Annotated in this window: 22 protein-coding genes; 20 read left to right on the forward strand and 2 right to left on the reverse strand. The window is 67.0% G+C overall.

The window, feature by feature from the left end:
- Positions 1-66 precede the first annotated feature (66 nt).
- The 8 genes from WS45_RS08335 (at position 67) to groL (ending at position 5,753) form a co-directional block, all read left to right on the forward strand.
- A complete protein-coding gene (locus tag WS45_RS08335; RefSeq protein WP_059530421.1) occupies positions 67-426 on the forward strand; it encodes a COG4315 family predicted lipoprotein in 360 nt (119 codons plus the stop codon).
- A gap of 46 nt (positions 427-472) precedes the next feature.
- On the forward strand, positions 473-988 hold the full coding sequence (locus WS45_RS08340; RefSeq protein ID WP_059507036.1) for a sigma-70 family RNA polymerase sigma factor: 516 nt from the start codon (positions 473-475) through the stop codon (positions 986-988).
- Positions 988-1,776: an anti-sigma factor family protein gene (locus WS45_RS08345; protein WP_059690724.1), complete on the forward strand. Its 789-nt coding sequence runs from the start codon at positions 988-990 to the stop codon at positions 1,774-1,776. Before WS45_RS08340 ends, WS45_RS08345 begins: the two co-directional genes overlap by 1 nt.
- A gap of 28 nt (positions 1,777-1,804) precedes the next feature.
- Positions 1,805-2,218 carry a hypothetical protein gene (locus tag WS45_RS08350; protein ID WP_059699359.1) on the forward strand — a complete coding sequence of 138 codons (414 nt, stop codon included), beginning with the start codon at positions 1,805-1,807 and terminating at the stop codon, positions 2,216-2,218.
- Entirely contained in the window at positions 2,215-2,847 is a 633-nt protein-coding gene (locus tag WS45_RS08355; protein ID WP_059690726.1) for a LolA family protein, read from the forward strand. The genes WS45_RS08350 and WS45_RS08355 overlap by 4 nt, the downstream gene beginning before the upstream one ends.
- Before the next feature lie 41 nt (positions 2,848-2,888).
- Positions 2,889-3,398 carry an SRPBCC family protein gene (locus tag WS45_RS08360; RefSeq protein ID WP_059530407.1) on the forward strand — a complete coding sequence of 170 codons (510 nt, stop codon included), beginning with the start codon at positions 2,889-2,891 and terminating at the stop codon, positions 3,396-3,398.
- Between the two features lie 374 nt (positions 3,399-3,772).
- Complete coding sequence (groES, locus tag WS45_RS08365) at positions 3,773-4,066, forward strand: co-chaperone GroES (protein WP_004186661.1); 294 nt, start codon at positions 3,773-3,775, stop codon at positions 4,064-4,066.
- A gap of 46 nt (positions 4,067-4,112) precedes the next feature.
- The gene (gene groL, locus WS45_RS08370) at positions 4,113-5,753 is read left to right on the forward strand and encodes a chaperonin GroEL (RefSeq protein ID WP_059530405.1); all 1,641 of its coding nucleotides are present in this window, start codon (positions 4,113-4,115) and stop codon (positions 5,751-5,753) included.
- Between the two features lie 179 nt (positions 5,754-5,932).
- Here the strand turns inward: groL and WS45_RS08375 are convergent, their stop codons facing one another.
- A complete protein-coding gene (locus tag WS45_RS08375) occupies positions 5,933-6,799 on the reverse strand; it encodes a hydroxymethylpyrimidine/phosphomethylpyrimidine kinase (RefSeq protein ID WP_059690731.1) in 867 nt (288 codons plus the stop codon).
- A 255-nt stretch (positions 6,800-7,054) separates the two neighbouring features.
- On the opposite strand from WS45_RS08375, the gene WS45_RS08380 reads away from it, so the two are divergent.
- The 8 genes from WS45_RS08380 (at position 7,055) to WS45_RS08415 (ending at position 13,663) form a co-directional block, all read left to right on the forward strand.
- Complete coding sequence (locus WS45_RS08380) at positions 7,055-7,225, forward strand: rubredoxin (protein WP_004186709.1); 171 nt, start codon at positions 7,055-7,057, stop codon at positions 7,223-7,225.
- 114 nt (positions 7,226-7,339) lie between these two features.
- Positions 7,340-8,641, forward strand: coding sequence for a hypothetical protein (locus WS45_RS08385; RefSeq protein WP_059530404.1), 1,302 nt, complete (start codon positions 7,340-7,342; stop codon positions 8,639-8,641).
- 182 nt (positions 8,642-8,823) lie between these two features.
- The gene (locus WS45_RS08390; protein WP_006751106.1) at positions 8,824-9,402 is read left to right on the forward strand and encodes a YqgE/AlgH family protein; all 579 of its coding nucleotides are present in this window, start codon (positions 8,824-8,826) and stop codon (positions 9,400-9,402) included.
- Positions 9,399-9,848, forward strand: a complete 450-nt coding sequence (gene ruvX / locus WS45_RS08395) for a Holliday junction resolvase RuvX (protein ID WP_059530402.1) — start codon at positions 9,399-9,401, stop codon at positions 9,846-9,848. Before WS45_RS08390 ends, ruvX begins: the two co-directional genes overlap by 4 nt.
- A complete protein-coding gene (gene pyrR, locus WS45_RS08400; protein WP_059690733.1) occupies positions 9,835-10,350 on the forward strand; it encodes a bifunctional pyr operon transcriptional regulator/uracil phosphoribosyltransferase PyrR in 516 nt (171 codons plus the stop codon). The genes ruvX and pyrR overlap by 14 nt, the downstream gene beginning before the upstream one ends.
- A 74-nt stretch (positions 10,351-10,424) precedes the next feature.
- Positions 10,425-11,456: an aspartate carbamoyltransferase catalytic subunit gene (locus WS45_RS08405; protein WP_044846292.1), complete on the forward strand. Its 1,032-nt coding sequence runs from the start codon at positions 10,425-10,427 to the stop codon at positions 11,454-11,456.
- A gap of 52 nt (positions 11,457-11,508) precedes the next feature.
- Positions 11,509-12,786 (forward strand): dihydroorotase, encoded by a 1,278-nt coding sequence (locus tag WS45_RS08410; RefSeq protein WP_059690734.1) that lies wholly within the window; start codon positions 11,509-11,511, stop codon positions 12,784-12,786.
- A gap of 19 nt (positions 12,787-12,805) precedes the next feature.
- Positions 12,806-13,663: a lysophospholipid acyltransferase family protein gene (locus WS45_RS08415; protein ID WP_059530392.1), complete on the forward strand. Its 858-nt coding sequence runs from the start codon at positions 12,806-12,808 to the stop codon at positions 13,661-13,663.
- Between the two features lie 33 nt (positions 13,664-13,696).
- On the opposite strand, the gene WS45_RS08420 is transcribed toward WS45_RS08415, so the two are convergent.
- Positions 13,697-14,536 carry a symmetrical bis(5'-nucleosyl)-tetraphosphatase gene (locus WS45_RS08420; RefSeq protein ID WP_059699360.1) on the reverse strand — a complete coding sequence of 280 codons (840 nt, stop codon included), beginning with the start codon at positions 14,534-14,536 and terminating at the stop codon, positions 13,697-13,699.
- 343 nt (positions 14,537-14,879) lie between these two features.
- Here WS45_RS08420 and rfbB point away from each other — a divergent pair, with 343 nt between their 5' ends.
- From rfbB to rfbD, 4 genes are read left to right on the forward strand one after another with little or no spacing between them, the layout of a single operon-like run.
- Positions 14,880-15,941, forward strand: a complete 1,062-nt coding sequence (gene rfbB, locus WS45_RS08425) for a dTDP-glucose 4,6-dehydratase (protein WP_059699363.1) — start codon at positions 14,880-14,882, stop codon at positions 15,939-15,941.
- A gap of 11 nt (positions 15,942-15,952) precedes the next feature.
- Positions 15,953-16,846: a glucose-1-phosphate thymidylyltransferase RfbA gene (gene rfbA, locus WS45_RS08430; RefSeq protein WP_059699364.1), complete on the forward strand. Its 894-nt coding sequence runs from the start codon at positions 15,953-15,955 to the stop codon at positions 16,844-16,846.
- Positions 16,831-17,382, forward strand: coding sequence for a dTDP-4-dehydrorhamnose 3,5-epimerase (gene rfbC, locus WS45_RS08435; protein WP_059530380.1), 552 nt, complete (start codon positions 16,831-16,833; stop codon positions 17,380-17,382). The genes rfbA and rfbC overlap by 16 nt, the downstream gene beginning before the upstream one ends.
- Positions 17,375-18,277 carry a dTDP-4-dehydrorhamnose reductase gene (rfbD, locus tag WS45_RS08440; RefSeq protein ID WP_059699366.1) on the forward strand — a complete coding sequence of 301 codons (903 nt, stop codon included), beginning with the start codon at positions 17,375-17,377 and terminating at the stop codon, positions 18,275-18,277. Before rfbC ends, rfbD begins: the two co-directional genes overlap by 8 nt.
- Positions 18,278-18,318: the final 41 nt, after the last annotated feature.

Consider the following 18,318-nt stretch of genomic DNA (forward strand, 5'->3'; position numbering starts at 1 on the left):
GTCATCGCGAAGTCGACGTCCCGTTCGGCGGCATCGTGCCGCGACGCCATGCCAAGGAGAACGGGAATGAAGACGATGCTGTTCGCCATCGCGCTGACGGCCGCGATCGCGCGGCCCGCGGCCGCCGAGCCGCCGCAGGCCGGTGACGGGAAACTGGTCGACGAAGATCACATGACGCTGTACGTGTTCGATCACGACGCGCCGGGCAAGAGCACCTGCACCGGCACCTGCGCGGCCAACTGGCCGCCGGCGCTCGCCGACGGATACGACAAGGCGTCGGGTGCACTGAGCCTCGTCACGCGCGACGATGGCAAGAAGCAATGGGCTTACCACGGCCGTCCGCTGTATCGCTGGAAGATGGACCGCAAGGCCGGCGACGCGGGCGGCGACGGAATCGGCGGCATGTGGCACGTCGCGCGTCCCTGAACACCGACCGACGGACTGACGGCGCGGCGACGCGCGAGGCATCCGGATGAGCTACGAATCGGACCTGCTGGTGTGGTTGCCGCATCTCACGCGATATGCGCGCGCGCTGACGGGCGACCGGGCCTGGGCGGACGATCTCGTGCAGGACACGCTCGAGCGCGCGCTGAACCGGCCGCCGCGCGACGGCGGCAACCTGCGTGCGTGGCTGCTGACGCTGCTGCGCCACCGCTTCATCGACCAGTTGCGCGCGCGGCACGAGATCGCCGTCGACGATGCGACCGCGCCATGGCAGACGATGGCCGCGCCGACCGACGAGATCGGCGGCCTGCTGTTGCGCGACGTGCAGCGCGCGCTGTACCGGCTGCCCGTCGAGCAGCGCGAGGTGCTGCTGCTGGTCGCGCTCGAGGAATTGAGTTACCGCGACGCCGCGCAGGTGCTCGGCGTGCCGGTGGGGACGGTGATGTCGCGGCTGTCGCGGGCGCGTGAACAGATGCGTGCGCTGCTGTCCGGCGAGCCGCCGGCGCGCGGCGCGGCCGCGTTACGGGTGATCGGGAAGACATGATGGACGACGATCCGCGCAAACCTTCGAACGATCGGGACGGCGGAGCCGACGCGTCGGCGCAACTGCTGTCGGCGCTGCTCGACGGCGAGCTGTCCGGGCAGGAGCGCCGCGAGGTGCTCGAACGGCTGGCGTCCGATCCGCGCGAAGCCGACCGGTTCGCGCATTACGGCGCGCAGCGCGACGCGCTGCAAGCACTGTTCCCGCTGCCGGCCGCCGCACCCGCGCTGTTCGTGCAGCGGCGCGTGCCGCGTTGGCGCGGCGTCGCGTATGCATTCGCGGGGCTGGCGGCCGGGCTGGTGATCGGCGTCGCGCTGCACGCGGGCTGGACGACCTTCGGCGCCGAACCGGCCTTCGCCGCGCGCGCGGACGTCGCGTATGCCGTGTACGCGGCCGATCGCGAGCATCCGGTCGAGGTCGACGCACGCGATCCGGCTCGCCTTGCCGCGTGGCTGTCCGCGCGTCTCGGGCGGCCCGTGCGTGCGCCGTCGCTCGACGAATACGGCTATGCGTTGCTGGGCGGCCGGCTGCTGCCGGGCGACGCGGGGCCGGCCGCGCAACTGATGTACCAGCGCGCGGACGGCAAGCGCGTGACGCTCTACATGACGGCCTACGATGCGCGGCGCTTCGCGCCCCGGGCGATGTCCGCCGGCGGCCGCGATACGTACTTCTGGTCCGATCGCGGCATGGGTTATGCGCTCTCCGGACACGCCGACGAACGACGGCTGCGCGAGCTCGCGATCGAAGCATGCGGCGCGCTCGGCGGACCGACCGACGCGTGGAAGGGCTGACGCGCGCGACATCGGCAGGGAGCCAGCGATGAACACGAAGGCGGTGATGGTGGCGGTGGCGCTCGTGGCGGGCGCCGGGCTCGCGCGGGCGGACGGCGATGCGCCGGTGCGCGTGCCGGTCGACGCCGACGGCGTGCAGCGGGTGGCGATCGTCGGCGGCAGCTATTTCTTTCGTCCGAGCCACGTGATCGTCCGCGCGCACGTGCCGGTCGAACTCACCGTCTCGTCCGAGCCGGGCGTCGTGCCGCACAGTTTCAAGATCGACGCGCCGCAGGCCGGCATCGCGGTGCATACCGAGCTGGGCACGACGCCGCGCACGTTGCGCTTCACGCCGACGGCGCCCGGCCGCTTCGCCTACTATTGCACGCATCGGCTGCTGTTCCTGCGCAGCCACCGCGAGCGCGGAATGGAAGGCGTGCTCGACGTCGAGGCGGCGCCGTGATCGCCGCGTTGCTGGCCGCGAGCCTGATAGGAGCGAGCATGACAGCCGATCCCGTGACCATCGCGCAGACGCATTTCGACCAGGTCCATTCGTACCGCGCGACGATCCGCTCGTCCGCGCGCAGCGGCGAGCATGCCGAATTCCACTATGCCTACCTGAAACCCGGTTTCGTCCGGATGGACTTCGTGTCGCCGCATCACGGCGCGGTGCTCGCGTACGACCCGGGCAACGGCAAGGTGCGGCTGCGTCCGTTCGGCGAGCATGCGCTGCCGGCGCTGACGCTGTCGCCGTCCAATCCGCTGCTGCGCGACCGCAGCGGCCATCGCGTCGACCGTTCGGACGTCGGCGTGCTGCTGCACAACGTGCATGCGCTGCAGCAGGGCGGCGCGACCGTGACGGAAGGCAAGGAAAACCTCGGCGGCCGCGCCACGCTGCGCGTATCGGTGACGGGCGCGCCCGCGCACGTGGTCGACGGCGTGCACCGCTATCGTCTGTGGCTGGACACCGAGGACGGCTTTCCGCTGAAGGTCGTCAGCTTCGCGGACGACGACGGCGCGCCGCTCGAAACGGTGACGCTCGACGACGTCGAGATCGACGTCGCGTTTCCCGCCCGTTTTTTCTCGCCCTGATCGCGCTTTTGACCCCGATTCTGATTCGCGCCGGAGGCAGCATGGCGGAATACCGGTTTTCGACGACGTGGCGCGTGGACGCGCCGCTCGCGGCTGTCTGGGACGCGATCTACCAGGTCGATCGCTGGCCGGACTGGTGGAAGAGCGCCGTGCGGACCGTCGAGATCGAGCACGGCGACGCGGGCGGCGTCGGCGCGCTGCAGCGATACACGTGGAAAGGCGCGTTGCCGTACCGGCTGACCTTCGACATGCGCGTGCTGCGCGTCGAGCGGCCGCATGTGCTCGAAGGCCGCGCAAGCGGCGCGATCGAAGGCGACGGCCGCTGGTCGTTCGCCGGCGACGGCGCGCGCACCGTCGTGCGCTACGACTGGCACATCCGCACGCGCGAGCGCTGGATGAACTGGCTGGAGCCGATCGCGCGCCCGCTGTTCGCGTGGAATCACGACGTCGTGATGCGCGAAGGCGCGAAAGGCCTCGCGCGGCTGCTCGGCGCGACGGTCGAGACCGACGGCCGGACGTTTCAGCCGGTCGCGGGCTGTCCGGACATGTGACGATCCCGTGGCCGCGGTTTGCGCCATTGGCACGTCCGCGCAGCCTTGTTCATCCGATGCCGAACGACCGCGGGAACTCGGTGCTCGCCCCGTGTCCAATTGGGGCATGGGTCGGGATATCCCGTATCTCGTCCGCGCCCGGCGTGCGGGATCGATGTTTATGTGATTGTTTTTAATGAAATTTTTCAATCAATCCCCGTTTTTCCATCGTTCCGCCCCGCACGAAAAAACCTCCGGCTCCCCTTCTTGAATTTGTCAAAACCCGTCCATATAATTAGCACTCGCTGCACGAGAGTGCTAACAATTCTCTGCCGGGCGACACGCCGGGCAGATTCCCTAAGCGTTCTTCAATCTCAGTCAAGAGAGGAGTGAATATGAACCTTCGTCCTTTGCACGATCGCGTGATCGTCAAGCGCCTGGATCAGGAAACCAAGACCGCCTCGGGCATCGTGATCCCCGACGCAGCAGCTGAGAAGCCGGATCAAGGCGAAGTCCTGGCCATCGGCCCGGGCAAGCGCGACGACAAGGGCGCGCCGATCGCGCTCGACGTGAAGGTCGGCGATCGCGTGCTGTTCGGCAAGTACGCTGGCCAGACCGTCAAGGTCGACGGCCAGGAGCTGCTGGTCATGCGCGAAGAAGACATCATGGCCGTGGTCAACGCCAAGTAAGCGTCCACTGACGGCACATATTCTCAAGAATTCAAGGAGTTAGAAGATGGCAGCTAAAGACGTCGTATTCGGCGATTCCGCCCGTTCGAAGATGGTCGAAGGCGTGAACATTCTCGCCAACGCAGTCAAGGTCACGCTGGGTCCGAAGGGCCGCAACGTCGTGCTCGAGCGCAGCTTCGGCGGCCCGACGGTCACCAAGGACGGTGTGTCGGTCGCGAAGGAAATCGAGCTGAAGGACAAGCTCCAGAACATGGGCGCGCAAATGGTCAAGGAAGTGGCTTCCAAGACCAGCGACAACGCAGGCGACGGCACGACGACGGCTACTGTCCTCGCGCAATCGATCGTCCGCGAAGGCATGAAGTACGTCGCATCGGGCATGAACCCGATGGACCTGAAGCGCGGCATCGACAAGGCAGTCGCAGCGGCTGTCGACGAGCTGAAGAAGATCAGCAAGCCGTGCACGACGAACAAGGAAATCGCACAGGTCGGCTCGATCTCGGCGAACAGCGACACGTCGATCGGCGATCGCATCGCTGAAGCGATGGACAAGGTCGGCAAGGAAGGCGTGATCACCGTCGAAGACGGCAAGTCGCTCGCCGACGAACTCGACGTCGTCGAAGGCATGCAGTTCGACCGCGGCTACCTGTCGCCGTACTTCATCAACAACCCGGACAAGCAAGTCGCCGTCCTCGACAACCCGTTCGTGCTGCTGCACGACAAGAAGGTGTCGAACATCCGTGATCTGCTGCCGGTGCTCGAGCAAGTCGCAAAGGCTGGCCGTCCGCTGCTGATCATCGCGGAAGACGTCGAAGGCGAAGCGCTCGCAACGCTGGTCGTCAACAACATCCGCGGCATCCTGAAGACCGTTGCGGTCAAGGCGCCGGGCTTCGGCGATCGCCGCAAGGCCATGCTGGAAGACATCGCGATCCTGACCGGCGGTCAAGTCGTCGCGGAAGAAACCGGCCTGACGCTCGAGAAGGCAACGCTGGCAGAACTGGGCCAGGCGAAGCGCATCGAAGTGGGCAAGGAAAACACGACGATCATCGACGGCGCAGGCGAAGCCGTGAACATCGAAGCGCGCGTCAAGCAAGTTCGCACGCAAATCGAAGAAGCGACGTCGGACTACGACCGTGAAAAGCTGCAAGAGCGCGTGGCCAAGCTGGCCGGCGGCGTGGCAGTGATCAAGGTCGGTGCTGCGACCGAAGTCGAAATGAAGGAAAAGAAGGCACGTGTCGAAGACGCACTGCACGCAACGCGCGCAGCTGTGGAAGAAGGCATCGTGGCAGGCGGCGGCGTTGCGCTGATCCGCGCTCGCACCGCGATCGCAGGCCTGACCGGCGCGAACGCCGACCAGAACGCCGGCATCAAGATCGTGCTGCGCGCAATGGAAGAGCCGCTGCGCCAGATCGTCACGAACGGTGGCGAAGAAGCCAGCGTCGTGGTGGCGGCAGTTGCTGCAGGCACGGGCAACTATGGCTACAACGCAGCAACGGGCGAGTACGTCGACATGGTTGAAGCCGGCGTCGTCGACCCGACCAAGGTCACGCGCACCGCACTGCAGAACGCAGCTTCGGTTGCAGGCCTGCTGCTGACGACGGACGCAGCTGTCGCAGAACTGCCGAAGGAAGACGCACCGATGCCGGGCGGCATGCCGGGCGGCATGGGCGGCATGGGCATGGACATGTAATCGACTTCGGTCGATGGCGTCCGGAGCGCGCAGCGATGCGCGTTCCAGCCAAAGAAAAAGACCCGCAGCGATGCGGGTCTTTTTTTATGCGCGCGAAAACGGACGGACACGGGACGGACATGCCGCCCCGAAGCGAGCGCAGGGCCGCGCAACGGCGGCGCAGGGCCGCCGCGCGGGCGTCAATGCCGGGCGATTCGCGGCGAGTTTTTGCTGCTTTCCGTCACCGGGCGCCCGCCTTCCTCGTCGTTGCTGCGCGCCCAGAAGAACCGGTCGGGCAGGTACGCGCCCATGCCGGGCCGGAACGCGTCGCGGACGGCCTGGTACAGGTATTCCTGCGCCTCGCGCACCGCTTCGGGCGGCTCCTGGCCGTTCGCGAGCAGTGCCGCGATCGCCGCGCCGAGCGTGTCGGTGATGCCCATCAGCCGGTGCGGCGAGCGATCCCACATGTCTTCGCGAAGCTGGCCTTCCTCGCCGTACAGCGTGTTGACGAGCCGGTGCGAGCCCGTTTCCGACGACAGGATGTATTCGCAGCCCTGTGACAGCAGGTGCGACACGGCCGCGTCGAGATTCGGCGCCTCGGCATCGCCGTCCGGCTGCGCGAGCGCGATCAGCGTCGCGTGGTCGGCGACCAGCAGCGTCGTCTGCGGCGCGAGCAGGTCGGCGATCGATTCGCGCAGGTCGTCGGCGGCGAGCACGTGCTCGTCGTCGAGCGTGAAGTCCGGTGCGAGCACGAGCGGCACGCCGTCGTAGTCGGCGACCACTTCCGCGATCGCGCTCACGACTTCCGCGCGCGTCGCGGCGCCGATCTTGAACGCGGCGACCGGCATGTCCTCGAGGAGCATGCGCGCCTGGGCGGCGACGACATCGGGATCGAGACCGGTCACTTCGTCGCAGGCGGCGGAGTCGCGCACGGTGTAGCCCGTCAGGACGGACACGCCGTGACAGCCCATGCTCGCCAGGGTCATCAGATCGGCTTGGAGGCCGGAGCCGCCGGTGGGATCGGACAGGCCGAAGGTGAGGACGATCGGAGGGGCGTTGCTGGACATGTAAAAATGGGGCAAGAAAAAAACGGGGAAGCGACAGATCTGCGGACGGCGAGGCGAATCGGGCGTTTGGGCCCCGTGTTGCCCGGCAGGCCGCACTTTTCAGCCATTATGCGGCGGAATCCGGCCCGCACGACGGAATTTTTAGCGCAGCGCAACGTAGTCGTCGGACTCCAGTGCGATTGCTAGGCAGTCCGGCCCCGACACGGTACCATCATGGCTCCCGAATTTACCGACTTTTCCCCGACGCGGCTTAAGATGGAATACAAGAGCTGGATGTGCCTGATTTGTGGCTGGATTTATGACGAAGAAGCCGGGCTGCCCGAAGAGGGCATCGCCCCGGGCACGCGCTGGGAAGACGTCCCGATCAACTGGACGTGCCCCGAATGCGGCGCTCGCAAGGAAGACTTCGAGATGGTCCAGATCTGACCGGACCCTTGGCCCACGGACACACCGCTTCGGCCTCGCGGTTGCCCGGCGCTCGCGCGCCGCGGCCGGCGCGAGCGACTTGACGATGACAGGCGATGACAGGCGCGCGTGTCCATGACGTCCGATCCGGCGAACGTTTCCCACCCTGACGCACTGCCCAACCCGCGCGGCGGGGCCGTGCGTGCGGCCGACGCATGGCTCGCGGCGGCCGCCGATGCATTCGAGCAGCGGGACGATGCGGCCGCGCCGCTGTCGGCCGCCGCGGCCGTGCTGGCGGAGGCCGGCTGGCTGCCGGCCGCCCGTTTCGCCGGGCAACTGGCCGCCGCGGTGCCGCTGGTCGCCGCCGAACCGGCTTCCGCTGCCTGGCGTCTCGCGCTGAGCGATTTCCGCGCGGCGGTCGAGCGCCACAATCTGCGCGAGCTGGCCTGCTCGCCCATCCTGTTCGAACATTTTCGGGCGCTGCGTGCGCAAAGCGCTGCCGACCTGCACGCGAGCGTGCCGCTCGACGTGCTGGCGCTCGTCGGGCGCGCGACACCGCCGGCGACGCTGCGCGCGCTGCCCGACGCATTCGCCAGCCGGGCGCGGGCCCGATACGAGCAGGCGCTGCTCGGCGTGCTGCGCGCGCCACACGGCACGCCGGACGCGGCGCTCGACGAACTCGACACGATCCTGACCGCGCTGGCCGACGGCGCGCCGTACGATTTCTGGCGGCTCGCCGCCGCGTGCCTGCGCGCGCTGCGCGCCAGCGCCGCGCCCGAACTGAAGCGTTTCCTCGCACGCACCAACCTGCTGCTCGGCGAGCACGCGCAGGGCAGGCGCAGTGCGCCGCCGGCGCTCGTGCGCGAGACGGTGGCGCTGCTGTGGCGCGATTTCGCGCTGTTCGGCGCAGCCGCGGAAGACGTCGCGCTCGTCGACGTGCTGCACGACTATGGGCTGACCGTGGACTGGCACGTCGCCGGCACGCCCGCGTCCGAGGCGCTGTGGGAGGCCGACGCCGCGCGCGCCGAGCGTGATGCGGTCGCGGCGGCGCCCACCCGCATGCTCGGTGTCGTGACCGTCAACGCCCATGCGTATGAGGATTTCCTGCAGACGGCCGACGCATCGATGGCCGATCTGGCCGTCGATCCGGCAGCGGCCGATGCGGGGGCCGCATGGCGCGCATCCGCGGCCGCCTATCGGGTCGGTACGGCCGCATGCGCGCTCGGGCTCGGTCATGCGGCGCTGCTGGCCGACACGCTCGGGCTGGCATGGCGCCGTGCCGCGCACGGCATGCCGCTCGCCGAAGGCGGGCTCGACGCACACGCCCGCGCGTCCGACATGCTGCGCGCCGCGCTGCTGAAGATCGCCGCGGGGGTGGCGCCGCCGGATCTGACCGCGGCGTCCGGGGCGCTCGGCGCGGCGCTCGGCCGGACCTGATGCGCAACGGGGCGCGACCGCGGCGGCAGCCCTTGTCGCACGGGCCGGCAACACGCTGCCGACAGCACCCGCGCGCGTGTTAGAGTGCCGTGTGATCCGCGCGCGTCGTTGCCAGCGTCGCGCGGCGTTGCTTGTTGATCGCGGCCCGGTCAGGTCGCGGCGTCTTTGCTAAAATTCAAACCATGTCAAAGCCTTCCGATCGCATCAATCTCACCAACCAGTTCCTGATCGCCATGCCGAACATGGCGGATCCGACGTTTTCGGGAACGGTGGTCTATCTTTGCGATCACAGCGAGCGCGGCGCGCTCGGCCTCGTCATCAATCGTCCCACCGACATCGACCTCGAATCGTTGTTCAACCGCATCGACCTGAAGCTCGACATCGAGCCGCTGCTGCACATCCCCGTGTACTTCGGCGGTCCGGTCCAGACCGAGCGCGGCTTCGTGCTGCACGAGCCGGTCGAGGGCGCGAACTACAACTCGTCCATGTCGGTCGAGGGCGGGCTCGAGATGACGACGTCGAAGGATGTGCTCGAGGCGGTCGCGACGGGCACCGGCCCGAAACGCTTCCTGCTGACGCTCGGCCATGCAGGCTGGGGCGCCGGTCAGCTCGAGGAAGAAATTTCCCGCAACGGCTGGCTGACCGTGGCCGCCGATCCCCGCATCGTGTTCGACACGCCGGCCGAGGAGCGCTTCGAAGCCGCGCTTGGCCTGCTCGGCGTCAGCTCGTCGATGCTGTCCGGCGAAGCAGGGCACGCATGAGTGGCGCGAGCGCGCGCGATGCGACGCTCCTGGCGTTCGACTATGGCGAGAAGCGGATCGGCGTCGCGATCGGCAATGCGCTGACGCGCTCGGCCCGCGCCCTCGTCGTGATCCCCAACCTGAACCGCGAGCACCGCTTCAAGGCGGTCGGCGAATTGCTGGCCGAATGGCGGCCGGACGCGCTCGTCGTCGGCCTGCCGATGCATCCGGACGGCACGCCGCACGAGATGACGCAGCAGGCGAAGCGCTTCGGCAACCAGCTGAACGGCCGCTTCGGGCTGCCCGTCACGTGGGTCGACGAACGCTATTCGTCGGTCGAGGCCGAGGCCGGGCTGCGCGAGCGCAACGTGCGCGGGCGCGCACGTGCCGAGATGCTCGACGCCGAGGCCGCGCGCGTGATCCTTCAACAGTATCTCGATCAATTGTCCGACCATGAGCACCATTGACGCCGACGCGCTCTACCGCGTCCTGCTCGACCAGATCCGCGACGCATACGGCACGGCCTTCGCCGAGCCGGGCGGCCCGCGGCTCGCCGGCATTCACAGCGGCGGCGCCTGGCTTGCCGAACGCCTCGCGCGCGATCTCGGCGCGCCGGGGTTCGGCGTCGTGAACGTCGCGCTGCATCGCGACGACTACGCGAAGAAGGGGCTGCACAGCCAGGCGAGCCCGACGTCGCTGCCGTTCGATGTCGACGGCGCGCGCATCGTACTCGTCGACGACGTGCTGTACACCGGCCGCACCGTGCGCGCCGCGCTCAACGAACTGTTCGACTACGGCCGTCCGGCCGCGGTCGAGCTCGCGGTGCTCGCCGATCGCGGCGGCCGCGAGCTGCCGGTTGCAGCGCGCTTCGCGGGCGGCACGCTCGACGTGCCGGCCGATGCGACGCTCGTGCTCGCGCGCGACGAGGCCGCGCAGCTGACGCTGCGCATCGAGGCGCACGGCGCCTGACCGAACCGCGAAACCGTATCCCGGGCCGCCGGTTCGTGCCGCGGCCCGTTTGCATAGTTGGAATCACGCACACCATGACCACCGACACCACTGGCCGCACCGGCAATCCCGCTGCGGCCGCGAGCCCCGAGCGGTTCCGCTACGGTTTCCTGAAGGGCAACCCGCAGCTCACGAAAAACGGCGAGCTGAAACACCTGCTGTCGATCGAGGGGCTGCCGCGCTCGATCGTCAATCACATTCTCGATACGGCCGAGCAGTTCGTCAGCGTGACGGACCGCGAGGTGAAGAAGGTGCCGCTCCTGCGCGGCAAGTCGGTGTTCAACCTGTTCTTCGAGAACTCGACGCGCACGCGCACGACCTTCGAGATCGCCGCGACGCGCCTGTCGGCCGACGTGCTGAACCTGAACATCAACGCGTCGTCGACGAGCAAGGGTGAATCGCTGCTCGACACGATCAACAACCTGTCGGCGATGCATGCCGACCTGTTCGTCGTGCGCCACGCATCGAGCGGCGCGCCGTACCTGATCGCCGAGCACTGCGCGCCGCACGTGCACGTGATCAACGCCGGCGACGGCCGTCATGCGCACCCGACGCAGGGCCTGCTCGACATGTACACGATCCGTCACTACAAGCGCGACTTCACGAAGCTGCGCGTGGCGATCGTCGGCGACATCCTGCATTCGCGCGTCGCGCGCTCGGACATCCACGCGCTCACCACGCTCGGCGTGCCGGAAGTGCGCGCGATCGGCCCGCGCACGCTGCTGCCGGGCGGCCTCGAGCAGATGGGCGTGAAGGTGTTCCACAACCTCGACGAAGGACTGAAGGGCGTCGACGTGATCATCATGCTGCGCCTGCAGAACGAGCGGATGAGCGGCGCGCTGCTGCCGTCCGCGCAGGAATACTTCAAGACCTGGGGCCTGACGCCCGAGCGCCTCGCGCTCGCCGCGCCCGACGCGATCGTGATGCACCCGGGCCCGATGAACCGCGGCGTCGAGATCGACTCGCAGGTCGCCGACGGTCCGCAGTCGGTGATCCTCAACCAGGTCACGTTCGGCATCGCCGTGCGGATGGCGGTGATGGGCATCGTCGCCGGCAACAGCGACTGAGCCCGCCTTCGCGCATCCTTATTCACGCAATCAACGCATTCACAGACAGCGCATGAAGATTCATATCCAAGGCGGCACGCTGATCGACCCGGTCGCCGGCACCGAACGGCAGGCCGACGTATTCGTCGCGGACGGCAAGATCGCCGCGCTCGGCACGGCGCCGGCCGGTTTCAACGCGGAGAAGACGATCGACGCGACGGGCCTGATCGTCGCCCCCGGTCTCGTCGACCTGTGCGCGCGGCTGCGCGAGCCGGGCTACGAGCACAAGGCGACGCTCGCGTCCGAGATGGCCGCGGCCGTCGCCGGCGGCGTCACGACCCTCGTATGCCCGCCGGACACCGACCCCGTGCTCGACGAGCCGGGCCTCGTCGAGATGCTCAAGTTCCGCGCCCGCAACCTCCACCAGGCGAACGTCCATCCGCTCGGCGCGCTCACCGTCGGCCTCAAGGGCGAAGTGATCACCGAGATGGTCGCGCTGACCGAGTCGGGCTGCGTCGGCTTCACGCACGCGAACGTGCCGGTGCGCGACACGCAGGTGCTGCTGCGTGCGCTGCAGTACGCGAGCACTTACGGCTACACGACGTGGCTGCGTCCGCTCGACGCGTTCATCGGCCGTGGCGGTGTCGCCGCGAGCGGCGCGCTCGCGTCGCGGCTCGGGCTGTCCGGCGTGCCGGTCGCGGCCGAGACGATCGCGCTGCACACGATCTTCGAACTGATGCGCGTGACGGGCGCGCGCGTGCACCTCGCGCGCCTGTCGTCGGCGGCCGGCCTCGCGCTCGTGCGTGCGGCGAAGGCCGAGGGGCTGCCCGTGACGTGCGACGTCGGCGTGAACCACCTGCACCTGATCGACGTCGACATCGGCTACTTCGATTCGCAATTCCGGCTCGACCCGCCGCTGCGCGGCGAGCGCGATCGCGAAGCGATCCGCGCGGCGCTCGCCGACGGTACGATCGACGCGATCTGTTCCGATCACACGCCGGTCGATGACGACGAGAAGCTGCTGCCGTTCGCGGAAGCGACGCCGGGCGCGACGGGGCTCGAACTGCTGCTGTCGCTCACGGTGAAGTGGGCCGATGAAACGAACACGCCGCTCGCGCAGGCGCTGCGTCGCATCACGGCGGCGCCGGCCGACGTGCTGCAGTTGCCGGCAGGCCGTCTGGCCGAAGGCAGTGCGGCCGACCTGTGCGTGTTCGACCCGCGCGCGCACTGGCGCGTCGAGCCCCGCGCGCTGAAGAGCCAGGGTCACAACTCGCCGTTCCTCGGCTACGAACTGCCGGCCTGCGTGCGCACGACGCTCGTGGCGGGGCAGGTCGCGTTCGAGCGCCACTGAACCACGCCGGATCCTCGCCATGACCGCTCTTCGCAAGCTGCGTCTCGTCTTTCACCTGTTGCGCGGCATGGCGATCGTCGCGCTGCGCTTTTCGCATGTCACGCCCGCGCGCCGCGCCGAGATGACGCGCCGCTGGTCGCTCAAGATGCTGCGGATCTGCGGGATGCGCCTCGTCGTCCACAACGACGGCGCGCGGCTCGACGCGAGCGCGCTCGTGGTCGGCAATCACGTGTCGTGGCTCGACATCTACGCGATCAACGCGTGGCGGCCGACGCCGTTCGTGTCGAAGGCCGAGGTGCGGCAGTGGCCGGTCGTCGGCTGGCTCGCCGAGAAGCTCGACACCGTGTTCCTGCAGCGCGAGAAGCGTACCGAGGCGATGCGGATCATGCACGAGATGGCCGAGCGCCTGCGCAACGGCGGGCTGATGTGCGTGTTTCCGGAAGGCACGACGTCGGACGGGCAGTCGCTGCTGCCGTTCCATGCGAACCTGTTCCAGGCGTCGGTATCGGCCGGCTGCTCGGTGCAGCCGATCTGCCTGATGTACGAGGACGCGCAGCGGCGGCAGTCGGTCGCGCCGGCGTATACGGGCGAGCTGTCGCTCGGGATGTCGCTCGACATGGTGCTGCGCGGCGGCCCGCTGGTTGCGCACCTGTACGTGTGCGAGCCGATCGCGCCGGGCGGTGACCGCCGCACGACTTCGGCGGCGGCGCGCGACGCGATCGCGGCTGCGCTCGAAGCGATGCAGGCGAAGGTCGGCAAGCCATCGCCCGAGTCGCTGGCCGAGCTCGAGCGGCACGCGTATCCGGCAATTGAAGTCGGCGGCGGTGCGGCAGGCGATGCGGCTGCCGAGGAACCGGTGCCGGGGCGCGAGGGTTGATGCTTCATTCCGCCCGCGCGTCTCGCGTGCGGGCTACTCGCCGCCCGGCGTGCGGCACGCTTCGCACTGCACCTGCGTGACCGTGCGCTGCGCCGGGTCGGCCGTCAGTCGTACGGCCGACAATTGATTTCCCCATACGCACCCCGAATCGAGCGCGACGACGTTGTCGCGCAGCATCAGGCCGAGCGCGGCCCAATGGCCGAATACGACCGTCACGTTTTCCGTGCGGCGGGCCGGTACGTCGAACCACGGCAGGTAGCCGGGCGGTGCGGTGTCGGGGCCGCCGTTCGCCTTGAACTCCATCGCGCCGTCGGGCGTGCAGAACCGCAGGCGCGTGAACGCGTTGAATGCGACGCGCATCCGGTCGCGTTTTTTAAGGTTCGGACTCCATTGGTTCGGCTCGTTGCCGTACAGGCCTTGCAGGGTGTCGCGCCAGTCGGGTGCGCGCAGCGCGCGTTGCAGCTCGTCCGCGAGTTCCAGTGCGAGCGTGGTGTCCCATTGCGGCAACACGCCTGCGTGGACGAGCAGCATGTCGTTTTCGAAATGGGCGAACGGGCGGTGGCGCACCCAGTCGAGCAGTGCGTCGGCGTCGGGCGCGTCGAGGATTTCGCCAATCGTGTCGCCCGGGCGTTCGGTGCGGATGCCGGCTGACACCGCGAGCAGATGGAGGTCGTGGTTGCCGAGCACGACGGTCGCGCGCGGGCCGAGGTCGACCAGCGCGCGCAGCGCGGCGAGGGAGTCGGGCCCGCGGTTGACGATGTCGCCCGCGATCCAGAGCGGGGTGTCGGCGGGGGCTGAAAGCTTTTCGGAGAGCGACTGGAAAGCTGAATGACAGCCTTGGATGTCGCCGATGGCGATGGGGGTAGGCGGCATGAGAGGCAGTTGTTACAGGTTTTGATACCGAATGGAAAAGGCACGACGGCGGAAGCGCGCATATGCACAACATTGTGCCAGTTTAACGTATTGATTTAAAACATCATTTCATTCGTGCTGCCGAGTGCGGATCACTGTTTCAAGTTGTTAGCAGCATGGCTTTTGCGGAGGCTTGCTTCCTATAATTGCCGCTTCCTCGACAAAATTAGCATTTCATGACTTTGACGGTCACGGTGAGAAGTTAGAATTCCCGCCTTGAGCGACGCGTATGTTGATGCCGTCGCTGTTCGAAATGATGGCGGCTCGTGCTTGAGGCCTGCCGCGTATGACTAGAGGGAGCCTCATGATCCTGGTGACGGGTGGCGCGGGTTTTATCGGTGCCAATTTTGTACTCGACTGGCTGCGTCAATCCGACGAGGCCGTGCTTAACGTCGACAAGTTGACCTACGCCGGCAACCGTCGCACGCTGCAGTCGCTGGACGGGAACCCGAAACACGTGTTCGTACGCGCCGACATTTGCGATCGCGCTGCGCTGGATGCGCTGTTCGCGCAACACAAGCCGCGCGCAGTCGTGCATTTCGCTGCGGAAAGCCACGTCGATCGCTCGATTCACGGGCCGGCGGATTTTGTTCAGACAAATGTGGTCGGCACGTTCACGCTGCTTGAAGCCGCCCGGACATACTGGAGCGGCTTGGGCGAAGCAGAGAAATCGGCCTTTCGTTTTCTGCACGTGTCGACGGATGAAGTGTTCGGCTCGTTGTCGGCGACCGATCCGCAGTTCTCGGAAACCACGCCGTATGCACCGAACAGCCCGTATTCGGCAACGAAGGCCGGCTCCGATCATCTCGTGCGCGCCTATCATCATACGTACGGCCTGCCCACGCTCACCACAAACTGCTCGAACAACTACGGCCCGTACCAGTTCCCCGAGAAACTCATTCCGCTGATGATCGCCAACGCGCTCGCCGGCAAGCCGTTGCCCGTGTACGGCGACGGCCAGAACGTGCGCGACTGGTTGTACGTCGGCGACCACTGCAGCGCGATTCGTGAAGTGCTCGCGCGCGGCGTGCCCGGCGAGACGTACAACGTCGGCGGGTGGAACGAGAAGAAGAACCTCGAGGTCGTGCATACGTTGTGCGATTTGCTCGACCAGGCGCGCCCGAAGGCGACCGGTTCGTATCGCGATCTGATCACCTATGTGACGGACCGTCCCGGCCACGATCGCCGTTATGCGATCGATGCGCGCAAGCTCGAGCGCGAACTCGGCTGGAAGCCCGCCGAGACGTTCGAAACCGGTCTCGCGAAGACGGTGCGCTGGTATCTCGACAACCAGGTGTGGGTCGATGAGGTAGCCTCGGGCGAATACCTCAAGTGGGTTGAAACCAACTACGCAGAACGCGCTTGAGGAGTCGATCGATGGCACGTAAGGGCATCATTCTCGCCGGCGGTTCCGGCACACGTCTGTATCCGATCACGCACGTCGTATCGAAGCAGCTCCTGCCGGTGTATGACAAGCCGATGATCTATTACCCGCTATCGACGCTGATGGTCGCGGGGATTCGCGACGTCCTGATCATTTCGACGCCGCAGGACACCCCGCGCTTCGAGTCGATGCTCGGCGACGGCAGTCAGTGGGGCATGAACATCGAGTATGCGGTACAGCCGTCGCCGGACGGTCTTGCGCAGGCGTTCATCATCGGTCGGGATTTCGTCGACAACGATCCGTCGGCGCTCATCCTCGGCGATAACATCTTTTACGGGCACGATCTCGCGAAGCAACTCGAGCGCGCATATGCGGCAGAGGCAGGGGCTACGGTGTTTGCCTATCACGTGCACGATCCCGAGCGTTATGGCGTCGTCGAATTCGATGCGTCGTTCCGTGCATTGTCGATCGAGGAGAAGCCTGTGAAGCCGCGTTCGAACTATGCGGTCACGGGGCTGTATTTCTACGACAACCGCGTGTGCGACATCGCAGCCGACATCAAGCCGTCGGCGCGAGGCGAACTGGAAATCACCGACATCAATTCGCGATATCTCGCGGATGGTGCGCTGAATGTCGAGATCATGGGACGCGGCTATGCATGGCTCGATACGGGTACCCACGATTCGCTGATCGAAGCGGCGAGCTTTATCGCGACGCTGCAGAAGCGGCAGGGCCTGGTCGTAGCGTGCCCAGAAGAGATTGCGTACCGCAGGCACTGGATCGACGCGGAGCAGGTGCTGAAGCTGGCACAGCCGCTGTCGAAGAACGCCTACGGGCAGTACCTCCGGAACCTTCTCACGAATCAGGTCGCATGGCTATCCAAGTAACGGCAACGGCGCTACCCGAAGTCAAGGTCATCGAACCGAAGGTATTCGGCGACGCGCGCGGTTATTTCTACGAGAGTTTCAATGCGCGCGAGTTTGCCGAGCAGGTGGAGCCGGGCATTGTGTTCGTGCAGGACAATCACTCGCGTTCGTCGAAGGGCGTGCTGCGCGGACTGCACTATCAGGTCCGGCATGCACAGGGCAAGCTTGTGCGCGTGGTGGAAGGCGAGGTGTTCGATGTTGCGGTCGACATCCGCAAGCACTCGCCGAATTTCGGCAAATGGGTCGGCCTCGTGCTGTCGGCCGAAAACCACCGGCAGCTGTGGATTCCTCCCGGCTTTGCGCATGGTTTCGTCGTCCTGTCCGATGCCGCGCAGTTTCTGTACAAGACGACCGACTACTGGTTCCCCGAGCATGAGCGATGCATCGTTTGGGACGACCCGGAAATCGGGATCGAGTGGCCGATCGATGCGGCACCGATACTGGCGCCGAAGGATGCGGCCGGCAAGCGTCTGAGCGAGGCCGAAGTCTATGCGTGAGGGCGGCGTGCATCCTGAATCGACGATCCTCGTGACCGGCGTGAACGGCCAGGTCGGATTTGAATTGCTGCGGGCGCTGCAGGGGCTCGGGCGTGTGGTTCCGTGCGACAGATCAATGCTGGACCTGACCGATCTGGATCGTGTGCGTGCGTTTGTCCGAGAGGTGAAACCATCGCTGATCGTGAACCCGGCCGCCTATACGGCGGTGGACAAGGCCGAGACCGACGTTGACGCCGCGCGGCGATTGAATGCAGACGTGCCGCGCGTCTTCGCCGAGGAGATGGCGCGTACCGGCGGCGCGTTGATTCATTATTCGACCGACTACGTGTTCGATGGCACGAAGCCGGGCGCGTATACGGAAACCGACGTGACGAATCCCGTAAACGCTTACGGCGCGACGAAGCTTGAAGGCGAGCAGGCGATCGCGGCAACGGGGTGCGCGCATCTCGTGCTACGGACGAGTTGGGTATATGGTCGCCGCGGCAAGAACTTCCTGCTGACGATGCTGAAGCTCGGCCGCGAGCGGCCGGAACTGCGGGTCGTCGCGGATCAGATCGGCGCGCCGACGTGGGCGCGGACGATCGCCGTGGCTACCTCGCACATCGTCGCGCAGCAAACCGTCGCGGAGGATGTCGCCGCGTGGTGGGCGGCGCGTTCCGGCATCTATCACCTGACTTCGTCCGGCGAGACGTCGTGGCACGGCTTCGCGCAAGCCATTTTGGGCACGGCGATGGGCGAACTCGCGCCGAAGGTATTGCCGATTTCCGCGAGCGAGTATCCGGTTCCGGCGAAGCGGCCCGCGAACTCGCGAATGGCGCTGGAAAAGCTGGCGCAGACGTTCGGCGTGAGGATGCCGGCATGGGACGACGCGCTGCGGCTCTGCCTGGGCGAGTAGGGTGCGTCGGCTATAATTCCGTCCCAACTAAGTTGGCCTAA

This window comes from Burkholderia sp. RF2-non_BP3, assembly GCF_001522185.1.
In the GTDB taxonomy this organism is placed as follows: Bacteria; Pseudomonadota; Gammaproteobacteria; order Burkholderiales; family Burkholderiaceae; genus Burkholderia; species Burkholderia diffusa.

What these genes read in the sequence shown, in the direction of transcription:
- WS45_RS08335 (WP_059530421.1), top strand. Translation starts at nt 67, where the DNA reads ATGAAGACGATGCTGTTCGCCATCGCGCTGACGGCCGCGATCGCGCGG.
- WS45_RS08340 (WP_059507036.1), top strand. Translation starts at nt 473, where the DNA reads ATGAGCTACGAATCGGACCTGCTGGTGTGGTTGCCGCATCTCACGCGA.
- WS45_RS08345 (WP_059690724.1), top strand. Translation starts at nt 988, where the DNA reads ATGGACGACGATCCGCGCAAACCTTCGAACGATCGGGACGGCGGAGCC.
- WS45_RS08350 (WP_059699359.1), top strand. Translation starts at nt 1,805, where the DNA reads ATGAACACGAAGGCGGTGATGGTGGCGGTGGCGCTCGTGGCGGGCGCC.
- WS45_RS08360 (WP_059530407.1), top strand. Translation starts at nt 2,889, where the DNA reads ATGGCGGAATACCGGTTTTCGACGACGTGGCGCGTGGACGCGCCGCTC.
- groES (WP_004186661.1), top strand. Translation starts at nt 3,773, where the DNA reads ATGAACCTTCGTCCTTTGCACGATCGCGTGATCGTCAAGCGCCTGGAT.
- groL (WP_059530405.1), top strand. Translation starts at nt 4,113, where the DNA reads ATGGCAGCTAAAGACGTCGTATTCGGCGATTCCGCCCGTTCGAAGATG.
- WS45_RS08375 (WP_059690731.1), bottom strand. Translation starts at nt 6,799, where the DNA reads ATGTCCAGCAACGCCCCTCCGATCGTCCTCACCTTCGGCCTGTCCGAT.
- WS45_RS08380 (WP_004186709.1), top strand. Translation starts at nt 7,055, where the DNA reads ATGGAATACAAGAGCTGGATGTGCCTGATTTGTGGCTGGATTTATGAC.
- WS45_RS08385 (WP_059530404.1), top strand. Translation starts at nt 7,340, where the DNA reads ATGACGTCCGATCCGGCGAACGTTTCCCACCCTGACGCACTGCCCAAC.
- WS45_RS08390 (WP_006751106.1), top strand. Translation starts at nt 8,824, where the DNA reads ATGTCAAAGCCTTCCGATCGCATCAATCTCACCAACCAGTTCCTGATC.
- ruvX (WP_059530402.1), top strand. Translation starts at nt 9,399, where the DNA reads ATGAGTGGCGCGAGCGCGCGCGATGCGACGCTCCTGGCGTTCGACTAT.
- pyrR (WP_059690733.1), top strand. Translation starts at nt 9,835, where the DNA reads ATGAGCACCATTGACGCCGACGCGCTCTACCGCGTCCTGCTCGACCAG.
- WS45_RS08405 (WP_044846292.1), top strand. Translation starts at nt 10,425, where the DNA reads ATGACCACCGACACCACTGGCCGCACCGGCAATCCCGCTGCGGCCGCG.
- WS45_RS08410 (WP_059690734.1), top strand. Translation starts at nt 11,509, where the DNA reads ATGAAGATTCATATCCAAGGCGGCACGCTGATCGACCCGGTCGCCGGC.
- WS45_RS08415 (WP_059530392.1), top strand. Translation starts at nt 12,806, where the DNA reads ATGACCGCTCTTCGCAAGCTGCGTCTCGTCTTTCACCTGTTGCGCGGC.
- WS45_RS08420 (WP_059699360.1), bottom strand. Translation starts at nt 14,536, where the DNA reads ATGCCGCCTACCCCCATCGCCATCGGCGACATCCAAGGCTGTCATTCA.
- rfbB (WP_059699363.1), top strand. Translation starts at nt 14,880, where the DNA reads ATGATCCTGGTGACGGGTGGCGCGGGTTTTATCGGTGCCAATTTTGTA.
- rfbA (WP_059699364.1), top strand. Translation starts at nt 15,953, where the DNA reads ATGGCACGTAAGGGCATCATTCTCGCCGGCGGTTCCGGCACACGTCTG.
- rfbC (WP_059530380.1), top strand. Translation starts at nt 16,831, where the DNA reads ATGGCTATCCAAGTAACGGCAACGGCGCTACCCGAAGTCAAGGTCATC.
- rfbD (WP_059699366.1), top strand. Translation starts at nt 17,375, where the DNA reads ATGCGTGAGGGCGGCGTGCATCCTGAATCGACGATCCTCGTGACCGGC.